Origin of the sequence: Streptomyces sp. DSM 15324, assembly GCF_001514285.1 — a bacterium.
Classification (GTDB): Bacteria; Actinomycetota; Actinomycetes; order Streptomycetales; family Streptomycetaceae; genus Streptomyces.
This window is the reverse complement of the sequence record NZ_KQ949023.1, coordinates 979,007-996,468: the sequence shown is the minus strand read 5'-3', so window position 1 is coordinate 996,468 and position 17,462 is coordinate 979,007. Positions and strand designations below refer to the sequence as shown.

At 73.1% G+C, this 17,462-nt stretch carries 18 protein-coding genes; all 18 read left to right on the top strand.

The features are described from left to right. The first annotated feature begins 58 nt into the window (after nt 1-58). The 18 genes from AQJ58_RS04360 to AQJ58_RS04280 all read left to right on the top strand — a co-directional run bounded on the left by AQJ58_RS04360 (nt 59) and on the right by AQJ58_RS04280 (nt 17,461). The gene (locus AQJ58_RS04360; RefSeq protein ID WP_067244871.1) at nt 59-388 is read left to right on the top strand and encodes a TcmI family type II polyketide cyclase; all 330 of its coding nucleotides are present in this window, start codon (nt 59-61) and stop codon (nt 386-388) included. Then, nucleotides 385-1,686: a beta-ketoacyl-[acyl-carrier-protein] synthase family protein gene (locus AQJ58_RS04355; protein ID WP_067244869.1), complete on the top strand. Its 1,302-nt coding sequence runs from the start codon at nt 385-387 to the stop codon at nt 1,684-1,686. The genes AQJ58_RS04360 and AQJ58_RS04355 overlap by 4 nt, the downstream gene beginning before the upstream one ends. A 31-nt stretch (nt 1,687-1,717) precedes the next feature. Continuing rightward, nucleotides 1,718-2,932: a ketosynthase chain-length factor gene (locus AQJ58_RS04350; protein WP_067244867.1), complete on the top strand. Its 1,215-nt coding sequence runs from the start codon at nt 1,718-1,720 to the stop codon at nt 2,930-2,932. Nucleotides 2,933-3,009: 77 nt separating this feature from the next. Next, nucleotides 3,010-3,279 carry an acyl carrier protein gene (locus AQJ58_RS04345; RefSeq protein WP_067245783.1) on the top strand — a complete coding sequence of 90 codons (270 nt, stop codon included), beginning with the start codon at nt 3,010-3,012 and terminating at the stop codon, nt 3,277-3,279. Between the two features lie 69 nt (nt 3,280-3,348). Beyond that, nucleotides 3,349-4,134: a 3-oxoacyl-ACP reductase FabG gene (fabG, locus tag AQJ58_RS04340; RefSeq protein ID WP_067244865.1), complete on the top strand. Its 786-nt coding sequence runs from the start codon at nt 3,349-3,351 to the stop codon at nt 4,132-4,134. 27 nt (nt 4,135-4,161) lie between these two features. After that, nucleotides 4,162-5,106 (top strand): aromatase/cyclase, encoded by a 945-nt coding sequence (locus tag AQJ58_RS04335; RefSeq protein WP_067244863.1) that lies wholly within the window; start codon nt 4,162-4,164, stop codon nt 5,104-5,106. Nucleotides 5,107-5,108: 2 nt separating this feature from the next. Next, nucleotides 5,109-6,617, top strand: coding sequence for an FAD-dependent monooxygenase (locus tag AQJ58_RS04330; RefSeq protein WP_159056213.1), 1,509 nt, complete (start codon nt 5,109-5,111; stop codon nt 6,615-6,617). After that, nucleotides 6,614-7,375: an SDR family oxidoreductase gene (locus tag AQJ58_RS43245; RefSeq protein ID WP_159056212.1), complete on the top strand. Its 762-nt coding sequence runs from the start codon at nt 6,614-6,616 to the stop codon at nt 7,373-7,375. Before AQJ58_RS04330 ends, AQJ58_RS43245 begins: the two co-directional genes overlap by 4 nt. Nucleotides 7,376-7,442: 67 nt before the next feature. Continuing rightward, complete coding sequence (locus tag AQJ58_RS04325; protein WP_079078687.1) at nt 7,443-8,897, top strand: MFS transporter; 1,455 nt, start codon at nt 7,443-7,445, stop codon at nt 8,895-8,897. Between the two features lie 94 nt (nt 8,898-8,991). After that, a complete protein-coding gene (locus AQJ58_RS04320; protein ID WP_199844523.1) occupies nt 8,992-9,567 on the top strand; it encodes an NADPH-dependent FMN reductase in 576 nt (191 codons plus the stop codon). 46 nt (nt 9,568-9,613) lie between these two features. Next, nucleotides 9,614-10,036: an acyl-CoA carboxylase subunit epsilon gene (locus tag AQJ58_RS44220; RefSeq protein ID WP_234359948.1), complete on the top strand. Its 423-nt coding sequence runs from the start codon at nt 9,614-9,616 to the stop codon at nt 10,034-10,036. Then, complete coding sequence (locus tag AQJ58_RS04310) at nt 10,033-11,178, top strand: glycosyltransferase (RefSeq protein WP_067244861.1); 1,146 nt, start codon at nt 10,033-10,035, stop codon at nt 11,176-11,178. Before AQJ58_RS44220 ends, AQJ58_RS04310 begins: the two co-directional genes overlap by 4 nt. Nucleotides 11,179-11,222: 44 nt before the next feature. After that, nucleotides 11,223-12,290, top strand: coding sequence for a glucose-1-phosphate thymidylyltransferase (locus tag AQJ58_RS04305; protein WP_067244859.1), 1,068 nt, complete (start codon nt 11,223-11,225; stop codon nt 12,288-12,290). 2 nt (nt 12,291-12,292) lie between these two features. Then, nucleotides 12,293-13,330, top strand: a complete 1,038-nt coding sequence (locus AQJ58_RS04300) for a Gfo/Idh/MocA family protein (RefSeq protein WP_067244857.1) — start codon at nt 12,293-12,295, stop codon at nt 13,328-13,330. Next, nucleotides 13,327-14,310, top strand: coding sequence for a dTDP-glucose 4,6-dehydratase (rfbB, locus tag AQJ58_RS04295; RefSeq protein WP_067244856.1), 984 nt, complete (start codon nt 13,327-13,329; stop codon nt 14,308-14,310). The genes AQJ58_RS04300 and rfbB overlap by 4 nt, the downstream gene beginning before the upstream one ends. Further along, nucleotides 14,307-15,092, top strand: coding sequence for an NAD-dependent epimerase/dehydratase family protein (locus AQJ58_RS04290; RefSeq protein WP_067244854.1), 786 nt, complete (start codon nt 14,307-14,309; stop codon nt 15,090-15,092). Before rfbB ends, AQJ58_RS04290 begins: the two co-directional genes overlap by 4 nt. Nucleotides 15,093-15,098: 6 nt before the next feature. Then, entirely contained in the window at nt 15,099-16,505 is a 1,407-nt protein-coding gene (locus AQJ58_RS04285) for an NDP-hexose 2,3-dehydratase family protein (protein WP_067244852.1), read from the top strand. Then, entirely contained in the window at nt 16,499-17,461 is a 963-nt protein-coding gene (locus tag AQJ58_RS04280; protein ID WP_079078686.1) for a 3-oxoacyl-ACP synthase III family protein, read from the top strand. The genes AQJ58_RS04285 and AQJ58_RS04280 overlap by 7 nt, the downstream gene beginning before the upstream one ends. Nucleotide 17,462 lies beyond the last annotated feature (1 nt).

Genomic DNA, 17,462 nt, shown 5'->3' with positions numbered 1-17,462 from the left:
ATCCCGCGGCGGAACCCCTCCGCCCCGGTCGAAGCGCAGGCAGAAGGAGACGCACGTCATGCACAGCACCCTGATCGTCGCCCGCATGGACCCCGGTTCCGGCGGTGACGTGGCCCGTTTGTTCGGTGAGTTCGACACCACCGAGATGCCCCATCTGATGGGCACCCGCCGACGGCAGCTCTTCTCCTACCGCGGCCTGTACTTCCACCTCCAGGACTTCGACGCCGACGACGGCGGCGCCGCGATCCAGCAGGCCAAGAACCACCCGGCGTTCCTACGGATCAGCGACGACCTCAAGCCCTTCATCGATGCCTACGACCCGGCCACCTGGCGGTCGCCGGCAGATGCGATGGCCACCCGGTTCTACCACTGGAACCCGGCCACATGAGCACCCGGCAGGGTGGGAAACGGAGGACACGTCCCGTGGGGCGTCGGGTGGTCATCACCGGAATAGGGGTCCTGGCTCCGGGCGGGATCGGCGTCAAGAACTTCTGGAGCCTGCTGAGCGAGGGCCGCACCGCGACCCGCGGCATCACCTTCTTCGATCCCTCGCAGTTCCGCTCCCGGGTCGCGGCCGAGATCGACTTCTCCCCCGAGGCCCACGGTCTGACCGCGCAGGAGATCAGGCGGATGGACCGGGCCGCCCAGTTCGTCACCGTCACCACGCGCGAGGCGCTGGCCGACAGCGGGCTGGAGAGCACCGACCTCGACCCGTGCCGCACCGGCGTCACCATCGGCAGCGCCGTCGGCGCCACCATGAGCCTGGACCAGGAGTACAACGTGGTCAGCGACGGCGGCCGCCTCGACCCGGTGGACCACACCTACGCCGTACCGCATCTGTACAACCACTTCGTGCCCAGCTCCTTCGCCACCGAGGTGGCGTGGGCGGTGGGTGCCGAGGGCCCGACCACCGTGGTCTCCACCGGCTGCACCTCGGGTCTGGACGCGGTCGGCCACGCGGTGGACCTGATCCGGGAGGGATCGGCCGATGTGATGATCGCGGGCGCCACGGACGCCCCGATCTCGCCGATCACCGTGGCGTGCTTCGACGCCATCAAGGCGACCACGCCGCGCAACGACGACCCCGAGCACGCGTCCCGGCCGTTCGACGGCACCCGCAACGGCTTCGTCCTCGGCGAGGGATCCGCGGTCTTCGTCCTGGAGGAACGGGAGGCGGCCCTGCGGCGCGGCGCGCACCTGTACGCCGAGATCGCGGGCTACGCCTCCCGGTGCAACGCCTTCCACATGACCGGGCTGCGTCCGGACGGCCGCGAGATGGCCGAGGCGATCCGGATGGCCCTGGAGGAGTCCCGGCTCGCTCCCGAGGACATCGACTACATCAACGCGCACGGCTCGGGCACCAAGCAGAACGACCGGCACGAGACCGCCGCGTTCAAACGGAGTCTCGGCGAGCACGCCCGGCGTGTACCGGTCAGCTCCATCAAGTCGATGGTCGGCCACTCGCTGGGCGCGATCGGCTCCATCGAGATCGCGGCGTCGGCACTCGCCATCGAGAACGACCTGGTGCCGCCGACGGCCAACCTGCACACCCCCGACCCCGAGTGCGACCTGGACTACGTGCCGCTGACCGCCCGCGAGTGGCGCACCGACACGGTCCTGACCGTCGGCAGCGGATTCGGCGGGTTCCAGAGCGCCATGGTCCTGACCACGGCCGATCGCGGCTGACAGCCCCTGCGCGGGCAGAGAGGAGCACGGCGTGACACAGGCAGCCGTGATCACCGGCGTGGGCGTCACGGCCCCCAACGGGCTCGGTACGAAGGAGTACTGGGACGCGACCCGCGCGGGCCGCAGCGGCATCGGACCGGTCACCCGCTTCACCGCGGACGGCTACCCGTCCCGAATCGCGGGTGAGGTCCGCGGCTTCGTGGCGGAGGAGCACCTGCCGAGCCGGCTGATCGCGCAGACCGACCGTATGACCCGGCTGGCGCTGCTGGCGGCGGACTGGGCCCTGGCGGACGCCGGTATCGAGCCGGAGGAACTGCCGGAGTTCGACGCGGGCGTCATCACCGCGAGTTCGTCCGGCGGCTTCGAGTTCGGCGAGCGCGAGCTGCGCAACCTGTGGAGCAAGGGCGGGGCCCACGTCAGCGCCTACCAGTCGTTCGCCTGGTTCTACGCGGTCAACACCGGCCAGATCTCCATCCGGCACGGGATGCGCGGCCCCAGCGGGGTCGTCGTCAGCGACCAGGCGGGCGGTCTGGACGCCCTCGCCCAGGCGCGGCGGCAGATCCGCAAGGGCTCCCGGGTCATCGTCTCCGGCGGGGTGGACGCCTCGATCTGCTCGTGGGGCTGGGTCGCCCAGCAGGCGGGCGGGCGGCTGAGCACCAGCGACGACCCGGCACGCGCCTACCTGCCGTTCGACGCGGAGGCGGGCGGCCATGTGCCGGGCGAGGGCGGCGCGATCCTCGTCCTGGAGGACGCGGAGGCGGCCCGCCGTCGCGGAGCCCGGGTGTACGGCGAACTCGCCGGGTACGCCGCGACGTTCGACCCCGCCCCGGAGAGCGGGCGTCCGCCGGGGCTGCGCCGGGCGATCGAACTGGCCCTGGACGACGCACGGGTGGAGCCGGACGAGATCGACGTGGTGTTCGCGGACGCCGCGGGCGTACCGGAACTGGACCGGGTGGAGGCGGAGGCCCTGAACGCGGTGTTCAGGCCGCGCCAGGTCCCGGTGACGGCCCCGAAGACGATGACCGGCCGGCTGCACTCCGGAGCGGCGCCCCTCGACGTCGTCGCGGCCCTGCTGTCCATCCGGGACCGCGTCATCCCGCCGACGGTGAACGTGTCGCCGGACCAGGCGTACGAACTCGACCTGGTGACGGGGCAGCCCCGGTCCGCGGACGTGCACACCGCGCTGGTGGTGGCCCGCGGGCAGGGCGGATTCAACTCCGCGGTCGTCGTCCGGCGCGCCGGCTGACCGCAGCCGGCGCGCGCCCCTGACGGCGGGGGCGCGCGCCCCTCACGACCCCCACACGACAGGGAGTGACCAGCCAGATGAGCAACCGTCCCTTCACCATCGACGACCTCAAGCGGATCCTGCACGCGTCCGCGGGCGTGCCCGAGGGGGTCGACTTCGACGCCGACATCCTCGACGTCGCCTTCGACGGCCTCGGCTACGAGTCGCTGGCGCTGCTGGAGACCTGCGGCAGCATCGAACGCGAGTTCGGGGTCAGCATCGACGACGACTCGATGACCATCACGGACACCCCCCGCACCCTGCTGCGGCTCGTCAACGACCAGCTCGTGGCCGCCGGCGCGCCCTGAGCGCGGGTGCCACCGCCGCGGACCCGCCGGGCCCGGACCGCATCACCACCACTTCACCAAGGGGAGCACATGTCACAGCAAGGCGAGCGGGTCGCTCTGATCACCGGTGCCACCAGCGGTATCGGTCTGGCGGCCGCGCGGACCCTGGGCCGGGCCGGGCACCGGGTGTTCATCTGCGCGCGGGACGCGCAGAAGGTCGACTCGACGGTCAAGCAGCTGCGGGAGGAGGGTCTGACCGCGGACGGCGCGGCCTGCGACGTACGGTCGCGGGAGGAGATCGGCGCGCTCGTGCGCACGGTCGTCGAGCGGTTCGGCCCGGTGGACGTCCTGGTCAACAACGCGGGCCGCAGCGGTGGCGGAGTGACCGCGGACCTCGCGGACGACCTGTGGTTCGACGTCATCGACACCAACCTCAACAGTGTCTTCCTGGTCACCCGGGAGGTGCTGACGACCGGCGGCATGCGGGAGAAGTCCCGTGGCCGGATCATCAACATCGCCTCCACGGCCGGCAAGCAGGGCGTGGTCCTGGGCGCCCCGTACTCGGCGTCCAAGCACGGCGTGGTCGGCTTCACCAAGGCGCTGGGCAACGAGCTGGCGCCGACCGGCATCACGGTCAACGCGGTCTGCCCCGGTTACGTCGAGACGCCCATGGCCCAGCGGGTGCGGCAGGGATACGCGGCGGCCTACGACACCAGCGAGGACGCGATCCTCGAGAAGTTCCAGGCCAAGATCCCGCTCGGCCGCTACTCCACCCCGGAGGAGGTCGCCGGACTCGTCGGCTATCTGGCCACCGACACCGCCGGCTCCATCACCGCGCAGGCCCTGAACGTCTGCGGCGGCCTCGGCAACTTCTGAACCTCCCCGGCAGCAAGGAGTGAGCACATGTCGCAGAAGGGCCTCCGCGAGGTCGAGCACACCATCACGGTCGACGCCCCGGCGGACGCCGTCTACCGGCTGATCGCCGAGGTGGAGAACTGGCCCCGGATCTTCCCGCCGACCATCTACGTCGACCACGTCGAGCGGGGCGAGGGCGAGGAACGCATCGAGATCTGGGCGACCGCCAACGGCGAGGCGAAGAACTGGACGTCCCGCCGCACCCTGGACCCGGACGGGTTGCGCATCACGTTCCGCCAGGAGGTCTCCACCCCGCCGGTCGCCGCGATGGGCGGGACCTGGATCATCGAGCCGCTGTCCGGCACCTCCTCCCGGGTGCGGCTGCTGCACGACTACCGGGCGGTGGACGACGATCCCGAGGGCCTTGAGTGGATCGACAAGGCCGTCGACCGCAACTCCCGCTCGGAGCTGGCGGCGCTGAAGTCGAACGTCGAACTGGCCCACGCGTCCGAGGAGTTGACGTTCTCCTTCGAGGACAGCGTGCTCATCGCCGGCTCCGCCAAGGACGCGTACGACTTCATCAACGAGGCCGACCTGTGGGTGGAGCGGCTGCCGCACGTGGCGTCGGTCCGCTTCACCGAGGACACGCCGGGTCTCCAGGTCCTGGAGATGGACACCCGCGCCAAGGACGGTTCGACGCACACCACCAAGTCGTACCGGGTGGCCTTCCCGCACCAGAGGATCGCCTACAAACAGGTCACACTGCCCGCGCTGATGACCCTGCACACCGGGATCTGGACGTTCACGGAAGCGGACGGGGGCGTCGTCGCCACCTCGCAGCACACGGTCGTGCTCAACACGGCCAACATCGCGCGGATCCTCGGGGACGAGGCGACCGTCGCGGACGCCCGGGAGTATGTGCGCTCGGCGCTGAGCACCAACAGCCGGGCCACCCTGGGCCACGCCAAGGACCACGCCGAGCAGCGGGCCTGACCATGGCCGAGCCGCAGGAACACACCCAGGTGATCGTGGTCGGCGCGGGCCCGGTCGGGCTCATGCTCGCCGCGGAGCTCCGGCTGGGCGGCGCGGACGTGATCGTCCTGGAGAAGCTGCCCGCGCCCACCACCGAGTCGCGCGCCTCCACCCTGCACGCCCGCACGATGGAACTGTTCGACAGCCGTGGTCTGCTCGACGCGCTGGGCTCCGTGCCGAACGACCCGCGGGGCCACTTCGGCGGGATCCCGCTGGACCTCACCCTGCCCGGCAGCCACCCGGGCCAGTGGAAGGTGCCGCAGGACCGCACGGAGGCCCTGCTCGGCTCCTGGGCGCGACGGCTCGGCGCCGATGTGCGGCGGGGGCACGAGGTGACCGCGCTGACCGTGGCCGACGACTTCGTCGAGGTCGAGGCCGTGGGACCGGCCGGCCCGGTGCGGGTGCGGGCCCTGTGCGTGGTCGGCTGCGACGGCGAGCACAGCACGGTCCGCCGGCTGGCGGGCCTGGACTTCCCCGGTACCGACGCCACCCGCGAGCTGATCCGGGCGGACGTGGCCGGCATCGACGTACCCGACCGCCGGTTCGAGCGGCTGGAGGGCGGGCTGGCCATCGCGGCCCGGCGCGGCGACGGCGTGACGCGGATCATGGTGCACGAGTTCGGCCGCGCCGCGGCACCCCGCCACGCGGCCCCCGGGTTCGCCGAGCTGGCCACGGTGTGGAAGCGGGTCACCGGAGAGGACGTCAGCGGCGGCACCCCGCTGTGGATCAACGCCTTCGGGGACGTGTCACGGCAGGCCGCGCGCTACCGCGACGGGCGGGTCCTGCTGGCCGGGGACGCCGCCCACGCACAGATGCCGATCGGCGGCCAGGCCCTCAACCTGGGGCTCCAGGACGCCGTCAACCTGGGCTGGAAGCTGGCCGTCCAGGTGTCCCGCAAGGGGTCGCCGGGGCTGCTGGACAGCTACCACGACGAACGCCACGCGGTGGGCCGCCGGGTGCTGTCCGGGATCCGGGCCCAGGCGTTGCTGCTGCTGTCCGGGCAGGAGGTCGAACCGCTGCGCGCGGTCTTCGGCGAACTGCTGCGCGGCGACGTAACCCGCCGCCATCTGGCGGCCACCATCAGCGGTCTGGACATCCGCTACGACGTCGGCCCCGGCACCCATCCGCTGCTCGGCAGGCGGATCCCGCCCACCGTCCTGGACAGCGGGGCGGGCGGGCCGGTGAGCACCGCCCGGCTGCTGCGCACCGGACGCGGGCTGCTGCTGAGCCTGTCCGGCGACCGTGACCGGGCCGAACGGCTGGCCGCCGTGGCCGCGCCCTGGCACGACCGGGTGCGCACCGTGGCCGCCGTACCGCACGACGGCGAGCTGTCCGACGTCGGAGCCGTGCTCGTGCGGCCGGACGGACACGTCGTCTGGACCGACTCCGACGGAACGAGTCCCGAGAGGGCGCTGCACCGCTGGCTCGGGCTGCCCGACACCGAACACCCCAACCCTGGAGGACCTTCATGAGCAGGCTTGCCGGCAAGACCGCCCTCGTCACGGGTTCGAGCCGAGGAATCGGCCGGGCGACCGCCGAGCGTCTGGCGCGCGACGGCGCCCTGGTCGCCGTGCACTACAACAGCGACGACGAGGCGGCCGGGAAGGTCGTCGCCGGAATCGCGGAGACGGGCGGCCGGGCCTTCGCCGTCAAGGCCGAACTCGGCGTGCCCGGTGACGTCGACACCCTCTTCGAGGGCCTCGCGGCCGGTCTCGCGGAGCACGGCGCGAGCGGGCTCGACATCCTGGTGAACAACGCGGGCGTGATGGGCGGGGTGGCCCCCGAGGAGCTGACCCCGGAGCAGTTCGACCGGCTGGTCGCGGTCAACGCCAAGGCTCCGTTCTTCATCGTGCAGCGTGCGCTGGGAGTCCTCCGGGACGGCGGACGCGTCGTCAACATCTCCTCCGGGCTGACCCGCTTCGCCAATCCGCAGGAAGTCGCCTACGCCATGACCAAGGGCGCGATCGAGCAGCTCAGCCTGCACTTCGCCAAGCACCTGGCGGGCCGGGGCATCACCGTGAACTCGGTGGCTCCCGGCATCACGAACAACGGCACCCCGGTCTTCGACATGCCCGAGGTCGTGCAGCAGATGGCGGCGCTGTCCGCGTTCAACCGGGTCGGCGAGACCCGGGACATCGCCGACGTGGTGGCGTTCCTGGCCTCGGACGACGCCCGCTGGATCACCGGCGCGTTCCTCGACGCCAGCGGCGGCACGCTGCTCGGCGGCTGACGGCGGCACACCAGGCGCCCGGCCGGATGGGCCGGGCCGGGGCGACGACGAGAGGGCGAGCACGCGCATGACCACCGACAGGGCCGCCACGGCCGCCTCCACCGGGACCGTCTTCGCACGGGGCCTGCTGTTCGTGCTGTCCGGCAACATGCTCCTGGACGCCCTGGAGGTGTCGGTGGCCGTCGTCGCCCTGCCGTCGATCGGCGCCGACCTCGGTCTGTCGCTCACCGCCCTGGGCTGGGTGGTCAGCGGCTTCGCCCTCGGCTTCGGCGGCCTGCTGCTCCTGTCGGCGCGGCTGGTCGCCGAGCTCGGCCGGCGCCGGGTGTACCTGGCGGGGCTGCTGGTGTTCGCCGTCGCCTCCGTGCTGGGCGCTCTGGCGACGAGCGGGCCGCTGCTGATCGCCGGACGGATCGTGAAGGGCTGCTGCGCCGCGCTCACCGCGCCCACCGGGCTGGCCATCATCGCGGACGCGTTTCCCGCCGGTCCGGCCCGCAACCGGGCGGTGTCCGTCTACGCGCTGTTCGGGGCCGGCGGGTTCTCGGCCGGGCTCGTGCTCTCGGGGCTGCTGACCGAGGTGAGCTGGCGCTGGACGTTCCTGTTCCCGGGGCCCGTCGCCCTGGTGCTGTTCCTGTGCGGGCTACGGCTGATTCCCGGCCGTACCCGGGGCGGGAATCCCTCGCCGCCCCGCCCCGGCATCGCGCACCGCTACGACCTGCCCGGTGCCGTCACCTCCGTCGGCGCCCTCCTCGCGCTGGCCTGGGCGCTCACCCGGGGGCCGGGCGCCGGGTGGACGGACCCGCTGACGGTGGCCGGGCTGCTGTCGGCCGCGGCCCTGGGCGTGGCGTTCGTCCACGTCGAGGGGGCCGCACCCCGTCCGCTGCTGCGCACCGGGCTCCTCGCCCACCGGCCGCTGCGGTGGTCGGCGCTGGGGGCCGCGGCGCTCAACGGGTCCTATCTCGGCTTCCTGTTCGTCGTGACCCTCGATCTCCAGTCCGGCCGGGGCTGGTCACCGCTCGCCACCGGGCTGGGGCTGCTGCCGGCGAGTCTGCCGCTGGCGGTGGCGGTGGCCACGGGGTTCTCCGGGCGGCTGGTCGGCCGGTTCGGACCGGCCCGGCTGATCGCGCTGGGCGCCTGGGCGCCGCCCGCCGGATATCTGTGGTGCCTGCTTGCCGGCGACCACCCCTCCTACCCGTCCACGACGCTCCCGGCCCTGCTGCTGGTGGGGCTGGGCTTCGTCCTGCAGTTCGCGGCGCTCAACACCCAGGCCATGGCCGGCGTGCCCGACACCGACCGGGGCATGGCCGGCGCCGTGTACCAGACCTCGGTCCAGGTGGCGGGCGCCCTGACCACCGCGCCGGTCGCGTCGCTGCTCGCCGCGGGGGCGCACGGGGCCCGACGCGCCGCGCTCGCCTTCGTGACCGCGGTCGGGGTGGCGGGGTTCGCGGTCGCCGTGGCCGCGGGGGTGTCTCGCCGCCGGGCGCCCCTGACCGCCGTCCCGGAGCACCGGCACCGGGACGGCTGACGGACCACCACCGCACGACGCCCTTCACCCGCCCGCCGCCGCGCGGACCCGCACCGCAACCGAGCCCGTACCCGCTCCGTCCGAGAGGAAGACCGTGTCCGACATCGTTCCGCTGCATCTGGCCGTGATCGTGGGAAGCACCCGCTCGGGGCGGGTCGGCCCTCTCGTGGCGGCCTGGCTGGCCGACCGGGCCGCCCGCCACGACGACCTGGCCGTCGACGTGATCGACCTGGCCGAGGCCGGCCTCCCGAGCAATCTCGACACCTCCGCCCCGCAGGTGACCGCGCTCGCGCCGCGGCTGGAACGGGCGGATGCCTTCGTGGTGGTGACACCCGAGTACAACCACAGCTTCCCCGCTCCCCTGAAGACCGCGGTCGACTGCTTCCGCACCGAGTGGCAGGCCAAGCCGGTGGGCTTCGTCTCCTACGGCGGCATGGCGGGCGGTCTGCGGGCGGTGGAGCAGCTGCGCCAGGTGTTCGCCGAGACGCACACCGTCGGCGTGCGCGACACCGTCAGTTTCCACAACGTCTGGGAGCAGCTGGGCGAGCAGGGTGAGTTCCCCGTCGAGCCCGCGGGCTGCGACGCCGCCGTCAAGACGATGCTCGACCAGCTCGTGTGGTGGGCGCGCACCCTGCGGGCGGGCCGCCGGGCACAGCCCTACAGCGTCTGACCGCAGCCCGCCTCCACCGCCACGCCTCCGCCGAAGGGGACACACCGTGCCGACAACCGGCCTGCTCCAGCATTCCCCCGTCCGTATCCGTGACGTCGTGGACGTCGTGGTCGTCGTCCCCGGCCTCGGCGGCCCCGCCGACGGCGACGGGACCACCGCAACACCGGCCGGGGCCGCCGCCCCGCCCGCCGCCGCCCCGGGCGCCCCACCCGGCACCGCTCCCGGCCCACGGGAGCCGCACCCCGGCGCCGGACTGATCCGGGTGCACCGGGGCCGGCCGACCGAGGCGGAGCTGGCGGCCGTGGTCACGGTGCTGCTGGCCCGGGCGAACACCGTCGGCCCCGCCGAGGACGGGCCGGTGCGGTCCGCGCCGCGCTGGCGCCGGCACGGCCGCGGGCTGGGCTACCGCACCGCCCACAGCTGGCAGGCGGAGCGGCGGCCCCGGCGGACGGAACGGGGGACGCCGTGAGGATCCTCTTCGTCGCCGGAGGGAGCGCGGCCACCGTGTTCGCGCTGGCCCCGCTCGCCACCGCGGCCCGGGGGGCCGGGCACGAGGTCGTCATGGCCGCCGTCGGCGACATCGTGCCGGTGGTCGCCGCGGTCGGCCTGCCCGGCGTCTCCATGACCTCCTCCCCGATCCGTGACTTCATCTACCGGGACCGGGACGGCGCACCCGTGACACCGCCGACCGACCCCGAGGACCAACCGGCCTTCACCGGACGCTGGTTCGGACGGATGGCGGCCGCCACGCTCGGCCCGCTGACCGACCTCGCGCACGACTGGCGGCCCGACCTGGTCGTCGGCGGCACCATGATGTACGCCGCCGGCCTGCTCGCCCGCCGACAGGGCGTGCCCTATGTGCGCCACGCCTGGGACGCGGTCGAGGCCACCCTGATCGATCCCGGCGCCGAGGACGAACTCCGGCCTGAACTGGAGCGGCTGGGCCTGTCCGGGCTGCCCGCGCCGGACCTGTTCATCGACGTCTGCCCGCCCAGCCTGCGGCCCCCGGACGCGGCGCCCGCCCATCCGATGGCCTGCCGGCCGGCCAACACCCAGCGCGCTCTGGAGCCGTGGATGTACACGCGGGGGGGCCGGCCCCGGGTGTGCGTCACGGCCGGCAGCCGGGTCGCCAACGACGACGGCACGGCGTACCTGCGCGAGGCCTATGTGTTCCTGCGCGATCTCGCGCTCGACGTGACGGCGCTGGACGCGGAGGTGGTGATCGCCGCGCCGGAGAGCGTGGCCGCCGACCTGCGGGCCGAGCTGCCGGGCGTCCGCGCGGGCTGGGTGCCCCTGGACGTCGTCCTGCGCACCTGCGACCTGCTGGTGGGCCATGCCGGCGGGGTCACCACCCTCACCGCGATGGGGGCGGGCGTCCCGCAGCTGCTGCTGCCCCAGTGGGGCATCCTCGGCCCTCCGACCCGGCGGCTGGCCGCCTACGGCGCGGCCGTCACCCTCCAGCCCGGCGAGGCCGACCGGGTGCGGCTCGCGCAGTCCTGCCGCGCGCTGCTCACCGAGTCCTCCTACACCGAGCGGGCGAAGGCCCTGGCCCAGGAGATCTCCGAGATGCCGCCGCCGGCCGAACTGGTCGGCGTGCTCGAGAAGTTGTGACCGCGACGGCCGGATCCGCGGCCGCACGAGGAGGCATTGTTCCCATGAAAGCCCTGGTGCTGTCGGGCGGGGCGGGCACCCGCCTGCGACCGTTCAGCCACTCCATGCCCAAGCAGCTCATCCCGGTCGCCAACAAGCCGGTCCTCGAACACGTCCTGGAGAACATCGTCGCGATCGGCGTCACCGACATCGGCGTCGTCGTCGGCGAATGGGAGCCAGAGATCACCGCGGCGCTCGGCGACGGCTCACGGCTGGGCGCCCGGCTGACCTATCTGCGGCAGGACAAGCCACGCGGGCTCGCCCACTGCGTGTCCGTCGCCCGGGACTTCCTCGGCGACGACGACTTCGTGATGTACCTCGGCGACTGCATGCTCGTCGGGGGCGTGGCGGAGGCGGCCGAGGAGTTCGCGCGGGTGCGTCCCGCCGCGCATGTCGTCGTGCACAAGGTGGCCGACCCGTCCGCCTTCGGGGTGGTGGAGCTGAACCCCGACGGAACGGTCGGCCGGCTGGTGGAGAAGCCCCGGCAGGCGCGCAGCGACCTCGCCCTGACCGGCGTGTACTTCTTCACGCCCGGCATCCACCGGGCGATCGCCGCGATCGAGCCCAGCGACCGGGGCGAGCTGGAGATCACCGACGCGATCCAGTGGCTGGTGACCGACGGCGCCGAGGTGCGGGCCGGCCGGTACCACGGCTACTGGAAGGACACCGGCCGCATCGACGACGTCCTGGAGTGCAACCGCAAGCTCCTCGACGGCCTGGTGCGGCGGATCGACGGCGAGGTGGACGAGGCCAGCGAACTGAGCGGGGCGGTCGTCGTGGAGCCGGGCGCCGTGGTGGTGCGGTCCAGGATCGAGGGTCCGGCGATCATCGGGGCGGGGACCCGGGTGGAGGACTGCGTGATCGGTCCGCACACCTCGGCGGGCCGCGACTGCGCGCTGACCGGCTCGCGCCTCGACTACTCGATCGTGCTCGACGGCGCGGAGATCCACCAGGTCGGCAGGCTGCACGGATCGGTCATCGGGCGCTTCGCGGTGGTCGGCCCGGTCACGGACGACGGCGACCGTCAGCGGCTGGTGATCGGTGACCACAGCCACGTCCAAGTGGCGGGGTAGCCGTGCCGTCCCCCGTCCGCGTCGGCGTCCTGGGCTGCGCGGACATCGCGCGCCGCCGGATGCTGCCCGCCCTGGCGGCTCTCGAGGACACGGAGATCGCCGCCGTCGCCAGCCGCGACGTGGAGACGGCGGCGCGGACCGCGATGCCGTACGGCTGCCGGGTGGTGGCCGACTACGCGGAGCTGGTCACGCTGCCGGACGTCGACGCGGTGTACGTCCCGCTGCCCGTGGCGCTGCACGCCGCGTGGGTGGAGGCGGCCCTGCGCGCGGGCAAGCACGTCCTCGCGGAGAAGCCGCTGACCACCGATCCGGAGCGCAGCCGCGCCCTGTTCGCGCTGGCGCGCCGGCGCGGGCTGGTGCTGTGGGAGAACGTGATGTTCGTCCACCATGCGCAGCACACGGCCGTGCGCCGGCTGGTGGCCGACGGCCTGATCGGTGAACTGCGTTCCTTCCACGCGGCGTTCGCGGTGCCCCGCCGCCCCGACGGTGACATCCGGCTGGTCCCGGAGCTGGGCGGCGGCGCGCTGTGGGACGTCGGCGTGTACCCGGTACGGGCCGCCGTCCACTTCCTGGGGGCCGGGCTGCGCGTCGCGGGGGCGGTGCTGACCCGGGACCGCTACGGGCGGCAGGTGGACACCGCCGGCAGCGTGCTGCTGCGCACCGCGGACGGCGTCGGCGGCCACCTGGAGTTCGGCCTGGACCACGCCTACCGCTCGTCGTACGCGCTCTGGGGCAGTGAGGGCGGCGTCACGGTGGAGCACGCGTTCACCCCGCCGGCCGGCCACCGCCCGGTGCTGCGCGTCGCGGACCGGACCGGGACCCGGGAGATCGTCCTCGGTCCGGACGACCAGGTGACCAACACCGTGCGGGGGTTCGCCCGCGCCGTGCGCGCGGCCGGCACCGGTGCGCGTCCCCTGCCGGTCGGCCGGGCCGAGGAGGCCTCGCTGCTCCAGGCGGACCTGCTGGCCGAGGTGCTGCACCGCGCAGGTCTCGGCCTCGCGCCCGCCCGTCCATCCCTTTCCGGAACGGAGTACTCATGAGGATCCTCGTCACGGGCGGGGCGGGCTTCATCGGCTCGGCCTACGTCCGCCGTCTGCTGGAGGGCATGTACCCGGGGACCGAGGGCGTCCGGGTCACGGTGGTCGACAAGCTGACGTACGCGGGCAACCGCGCGAGCCTGCCCGCCGCCCACGACCGCCTCGACTTCGTCGAGGGCGACATCTGCGACCTGCCGCTGCTGCTCGACGTCCTGCCCGGCCACGACGCGGTGGTGCACTTCGCCGCCGAGTCCCACGTCGACCGGTCGCTGCTGTCCGCGGCGGAGTTCGTCCGGACGAACGTCTCCGGCACCCAGAGCCTGCTCGACGCGTGCCGGGCCACGGGGGTGCCGCGGATGGTGCACGTGTCCACGGACGAGGTGTACGGCTCCATCGCCGAGGGCTCGTGGACCGAGGAGAGCCCGCTGCTGCCCAACTCGCCCTACGCCGCCTCCAAGGCGGCCTCCGACCTGATGGCCCGCGCCGCCTGGCGCACCCACGGACTGCATGTGTCCGTGACCCGCTGCTCCAACAACTACGGCCCGCGCCAGCACCCGGAGAAGGTCGTCCCGCTGTTCGTCACGAACCTCATGGAGGGCCGCCCGGTCCCACTGTACGGGGACGGCGGCAACGTGCGCGAGTGGCTGCACGTGGACGACCACTGCCGGGCCCTGCACACGGTGCTCACCGGTGGCGGCGCCGGGGAGGTCTACAACATCGGCGGCGGCAGCGAGCTGACGAACCTGGCCCTCACCGAGCGGCTGCTCGACCTGTGCGGCGGCGACCGGTCGATGATCCGGCGGGTCGCCGACCGCAAGGGCCACGACCTGCGTTACTCCCTCGACGCCGGGAAGATCCGCGAGGAGCTGGGCTTCGTACCGCGCATCGGCATCGACGTGGGCCTCGCGGCCACGGTCGCCTGGTACCGCGACAACCCGGACTGGTGGAAGGCCGTGAAGGACCGTGCGAGGTCGGCTTCATGAGCGCGGGCCGTGCGACGGCGGGCACCGTGGTGGGCCGGGGCTTCCTCGCCCGCAACCTGGCCCCGGTCGCCGAACGGCACCCGGAGACGGTGATCCTGGCCGCCGGGGTCTCCCTGGCGAGCACGACGGCCCCCGAGGAGTTCGCCCGGGAGGAGCGGCTCCTGGAGGAGACGATCGACGCGTGCCGGGCCTCCGGCCGGCGTCTGCTGTTCTTCTCCACGGCTTCCACCGGCATGTACGGCACCTGCGACGGACCGGGCCGGGAGGACGCGCGGGTCGTTCCGAGCACCCCGTACGCGCGCCACAAACTCGCCCTGGAGCAGCGGCTGCGCACCTGTGGGGCCGACCACCTGGTGCTGCGGCTGAGCCATGTCGTCGGGCCGGGGCAGCCGTCGCACCAGCTGCTGCCGACGCTGGTGCGGCAGCTGCGCGAGGGCCTGGTGCAGGTCCATCTGCGCGCCACCCGGGACCTGATCGGCGTGGCCGACGTGGTCACCGTCGTCGACCGGCTGCTGGCTCTGGATCTCAAGGACACGGTCGTCAACGTGGCGTCGGGCACGGCCGTGCCGGTCGCGGCCGTCGTCGACTTCCTCGAAGAGCGGCTCGGGCTGGTCTGCCGGCGGGAGCTCCAGGACACCGGCTCAGGGTGCACGGTCGGCGTCGACCGGCTGCGCCGCCTCGTCCCCGAGGTGGCCCTGGGCTTCGGGCCGCACTACTACCGCGGCGTGCTGGACGGTTACGCGGCCTCCCTGGCCCTGGAACACCACCGAACGGAGAGGTAGCGATCCATGACCCGGCACACGGCGAGCCCCGTGCTCGTCCTACCGCGCCCGAGGGACGACGCCGCACTGCCCGGCCGGCTCGCCCGGTCCGCCGCCGCCACGGAGGGCGAGGACCTCCGTGGCGAGGACATCCCCGGCTGGCTGGCCGACCGCAGGCGCGCGCATCGCTTCGAGGTGGAGCGCATCCCCTTCACCCGGCTCGACGCCTGGTCGTTCGACCCGGGCACGGGCGACCTCGGACACCGCAGCGGGCGGTTCTTCACGGTCCGGGGGCTCAGGGCCCGGGTCGGCGGCCCGTCCGCGGCCGAGTGGGAGCAGCCCGTGATCGAGCAGCCCGAGGTGGGCATCCTCGGCATCCTCGCCAAGGAGTTCGGCGGGGTGCTGCACTTCCTGATGCAGGCCAAGATGGAGCCGGGCAACCCCAACCTGCTCCAGCTCTCCCCCACCGTGCAGGCCACCCGCAGCAACTACACCCGGGTGCACCGGGGGGCGCCCGTGCGGTACCTGGAGCACTTCCTGCGGCCCGAGCGGGTCGTCGCCGACACGCTCCAGTCCGAGCACGGCTCCTGGTTCTACCGCAAGGCCAACCGCAACCTGATCGTGGAGACGGACGGCGCGGTGGAGCCGCACGAGGACTTCCGCTGGCTGACGCTGGGGCAGATCCACGCCCTGCTGCGCCAGGACAACCTGGTCAACATGGATTCGCGGACCGTCCTGTCCTGTCTGCCCGTCCCGGCTCCCGCGCAGGAGGCGCTGCACTCCGACACCGAACTTCTGTCCTGGATCACCGGGGAGCGGTCACGGCACGACGTGGCGGCCGAGCTGATCCCGCTGTCGGGGGTGCGGGGCTGGGTGCGGGAGGAGACCCGGATCCGGCACGAGCACGAGCGGTACTTCGACGTCGTGGCCGTGGCGGTGCGGGCGGGCAACCGCGAGGTCACCTCGTGGACGCAGCCGTTGTTCGCGCCGCGCGGCCTCGGCGTCACCGCGTTCCTGACCCGGCTCATCGGCGGAGTGCCGCACTATCTGGCGCACGCCAAGGTCGAGGGCGGGTTCCTGGACACGGTGGAACTGGGGCCGACCGTGCAGTGCGGGCCGGGCAACGTCGCCCATCTGCCGCCCGAGCGACGGCCGCGCTTCCTGGACACGGTGCTGTCCGCGGGGCCGGAGCGGATCCGCTACCGCGCCGTGCACTCGGAGGAGGGCGGGCGTTTCCTCGACGCCGAGAGCCGCTACCTGGTGGTGGAGGCGACGGAGGACGAGGCCCCGCTGGTGCCGCCGGAGGGCTTTCGCTGGGTGACGGCGGGCCAGCTGACCTGGCTGGTCCGGCACGCCCACTACATCAACGTCCAGGCACGCACGCTGCTGGCCTGCCTGTACGCCATGGACACCGGAGAGGAGCCGTCATGCTGAGCGGCACGCTCACTATGGACGCCGTCGAGATCTTCCTGCCGGAACGCACGACCACCGTGGAGGAACGGGCCGAGGCCTTCGGCCTGAGCCCGGCCCAGGTCCATCTGTTCCGCAGCATCCACGGCCTCGACCAGTTGCGGTACGACCCCGAGCTGAGCCTGTACGACCTGGTGCTGCCGCCCGCGCGGAAGGTGCTCGCGGGCGTCGACCCGGGCTCGGTGCGGTACGTGGTGTATCCGCACGCCGTGCCGCACACGGGTCCGTCCACGGTGGACCCTGTGCAGGAGATGCTCACGATGCTGGGTCTGGAACACGCCACGGCCTTCGCGCTGACCCAGCAGAACTGCGCCGGCACGGTCTCGGCCATCGACGTCGCCGGACGGCTGCTCCAGGCCGACGGCGATCCGGAGGCGAGGGCGCTGGTGCTGACCGGCGAGAAGGTCTTCACCCGGGACCTGCAGATCATCTTCAACTCCTGTGTCATCGGCGAGGCCGCGGGCGCCTGTCTGCTGTCGTGGAACGGACCCGGCGACCCCGTGCGCTCCTTCGCGGTGCGGACCTTCGGCGAGTACGCCGCCGGTGTGGAGATGACGGCGGAGCAGCACCGGGTGGCGGGCGAGCAGCGCCCCGGCGTCATGGCCGAACTGGTCCGGGAGGCGGTCGAGTCGGCGGGGTGCACGTTCGACGACATCGACCTCGTGATCCCCACGCATCCCAACCGGACGTTCTGGGGCGGGATCGTCGAGGCCCTGGGCTGGCCACCGGACAAGCTCTATCTGGAGAACATCCCCCGCTACAGCCACTGTCTGACGGCCGACCTGATGGTCAACTACGTCACCCTGCGGGACGAGGGCCGTCTGGTGCCGGGCCGCACCTATCTGTTCCTGGCCACGGGGATCGGCTCGACGTTCACCGCCATGGTCTTCACCGCGACAACGGAAAGGGAGGGCCGGTAAC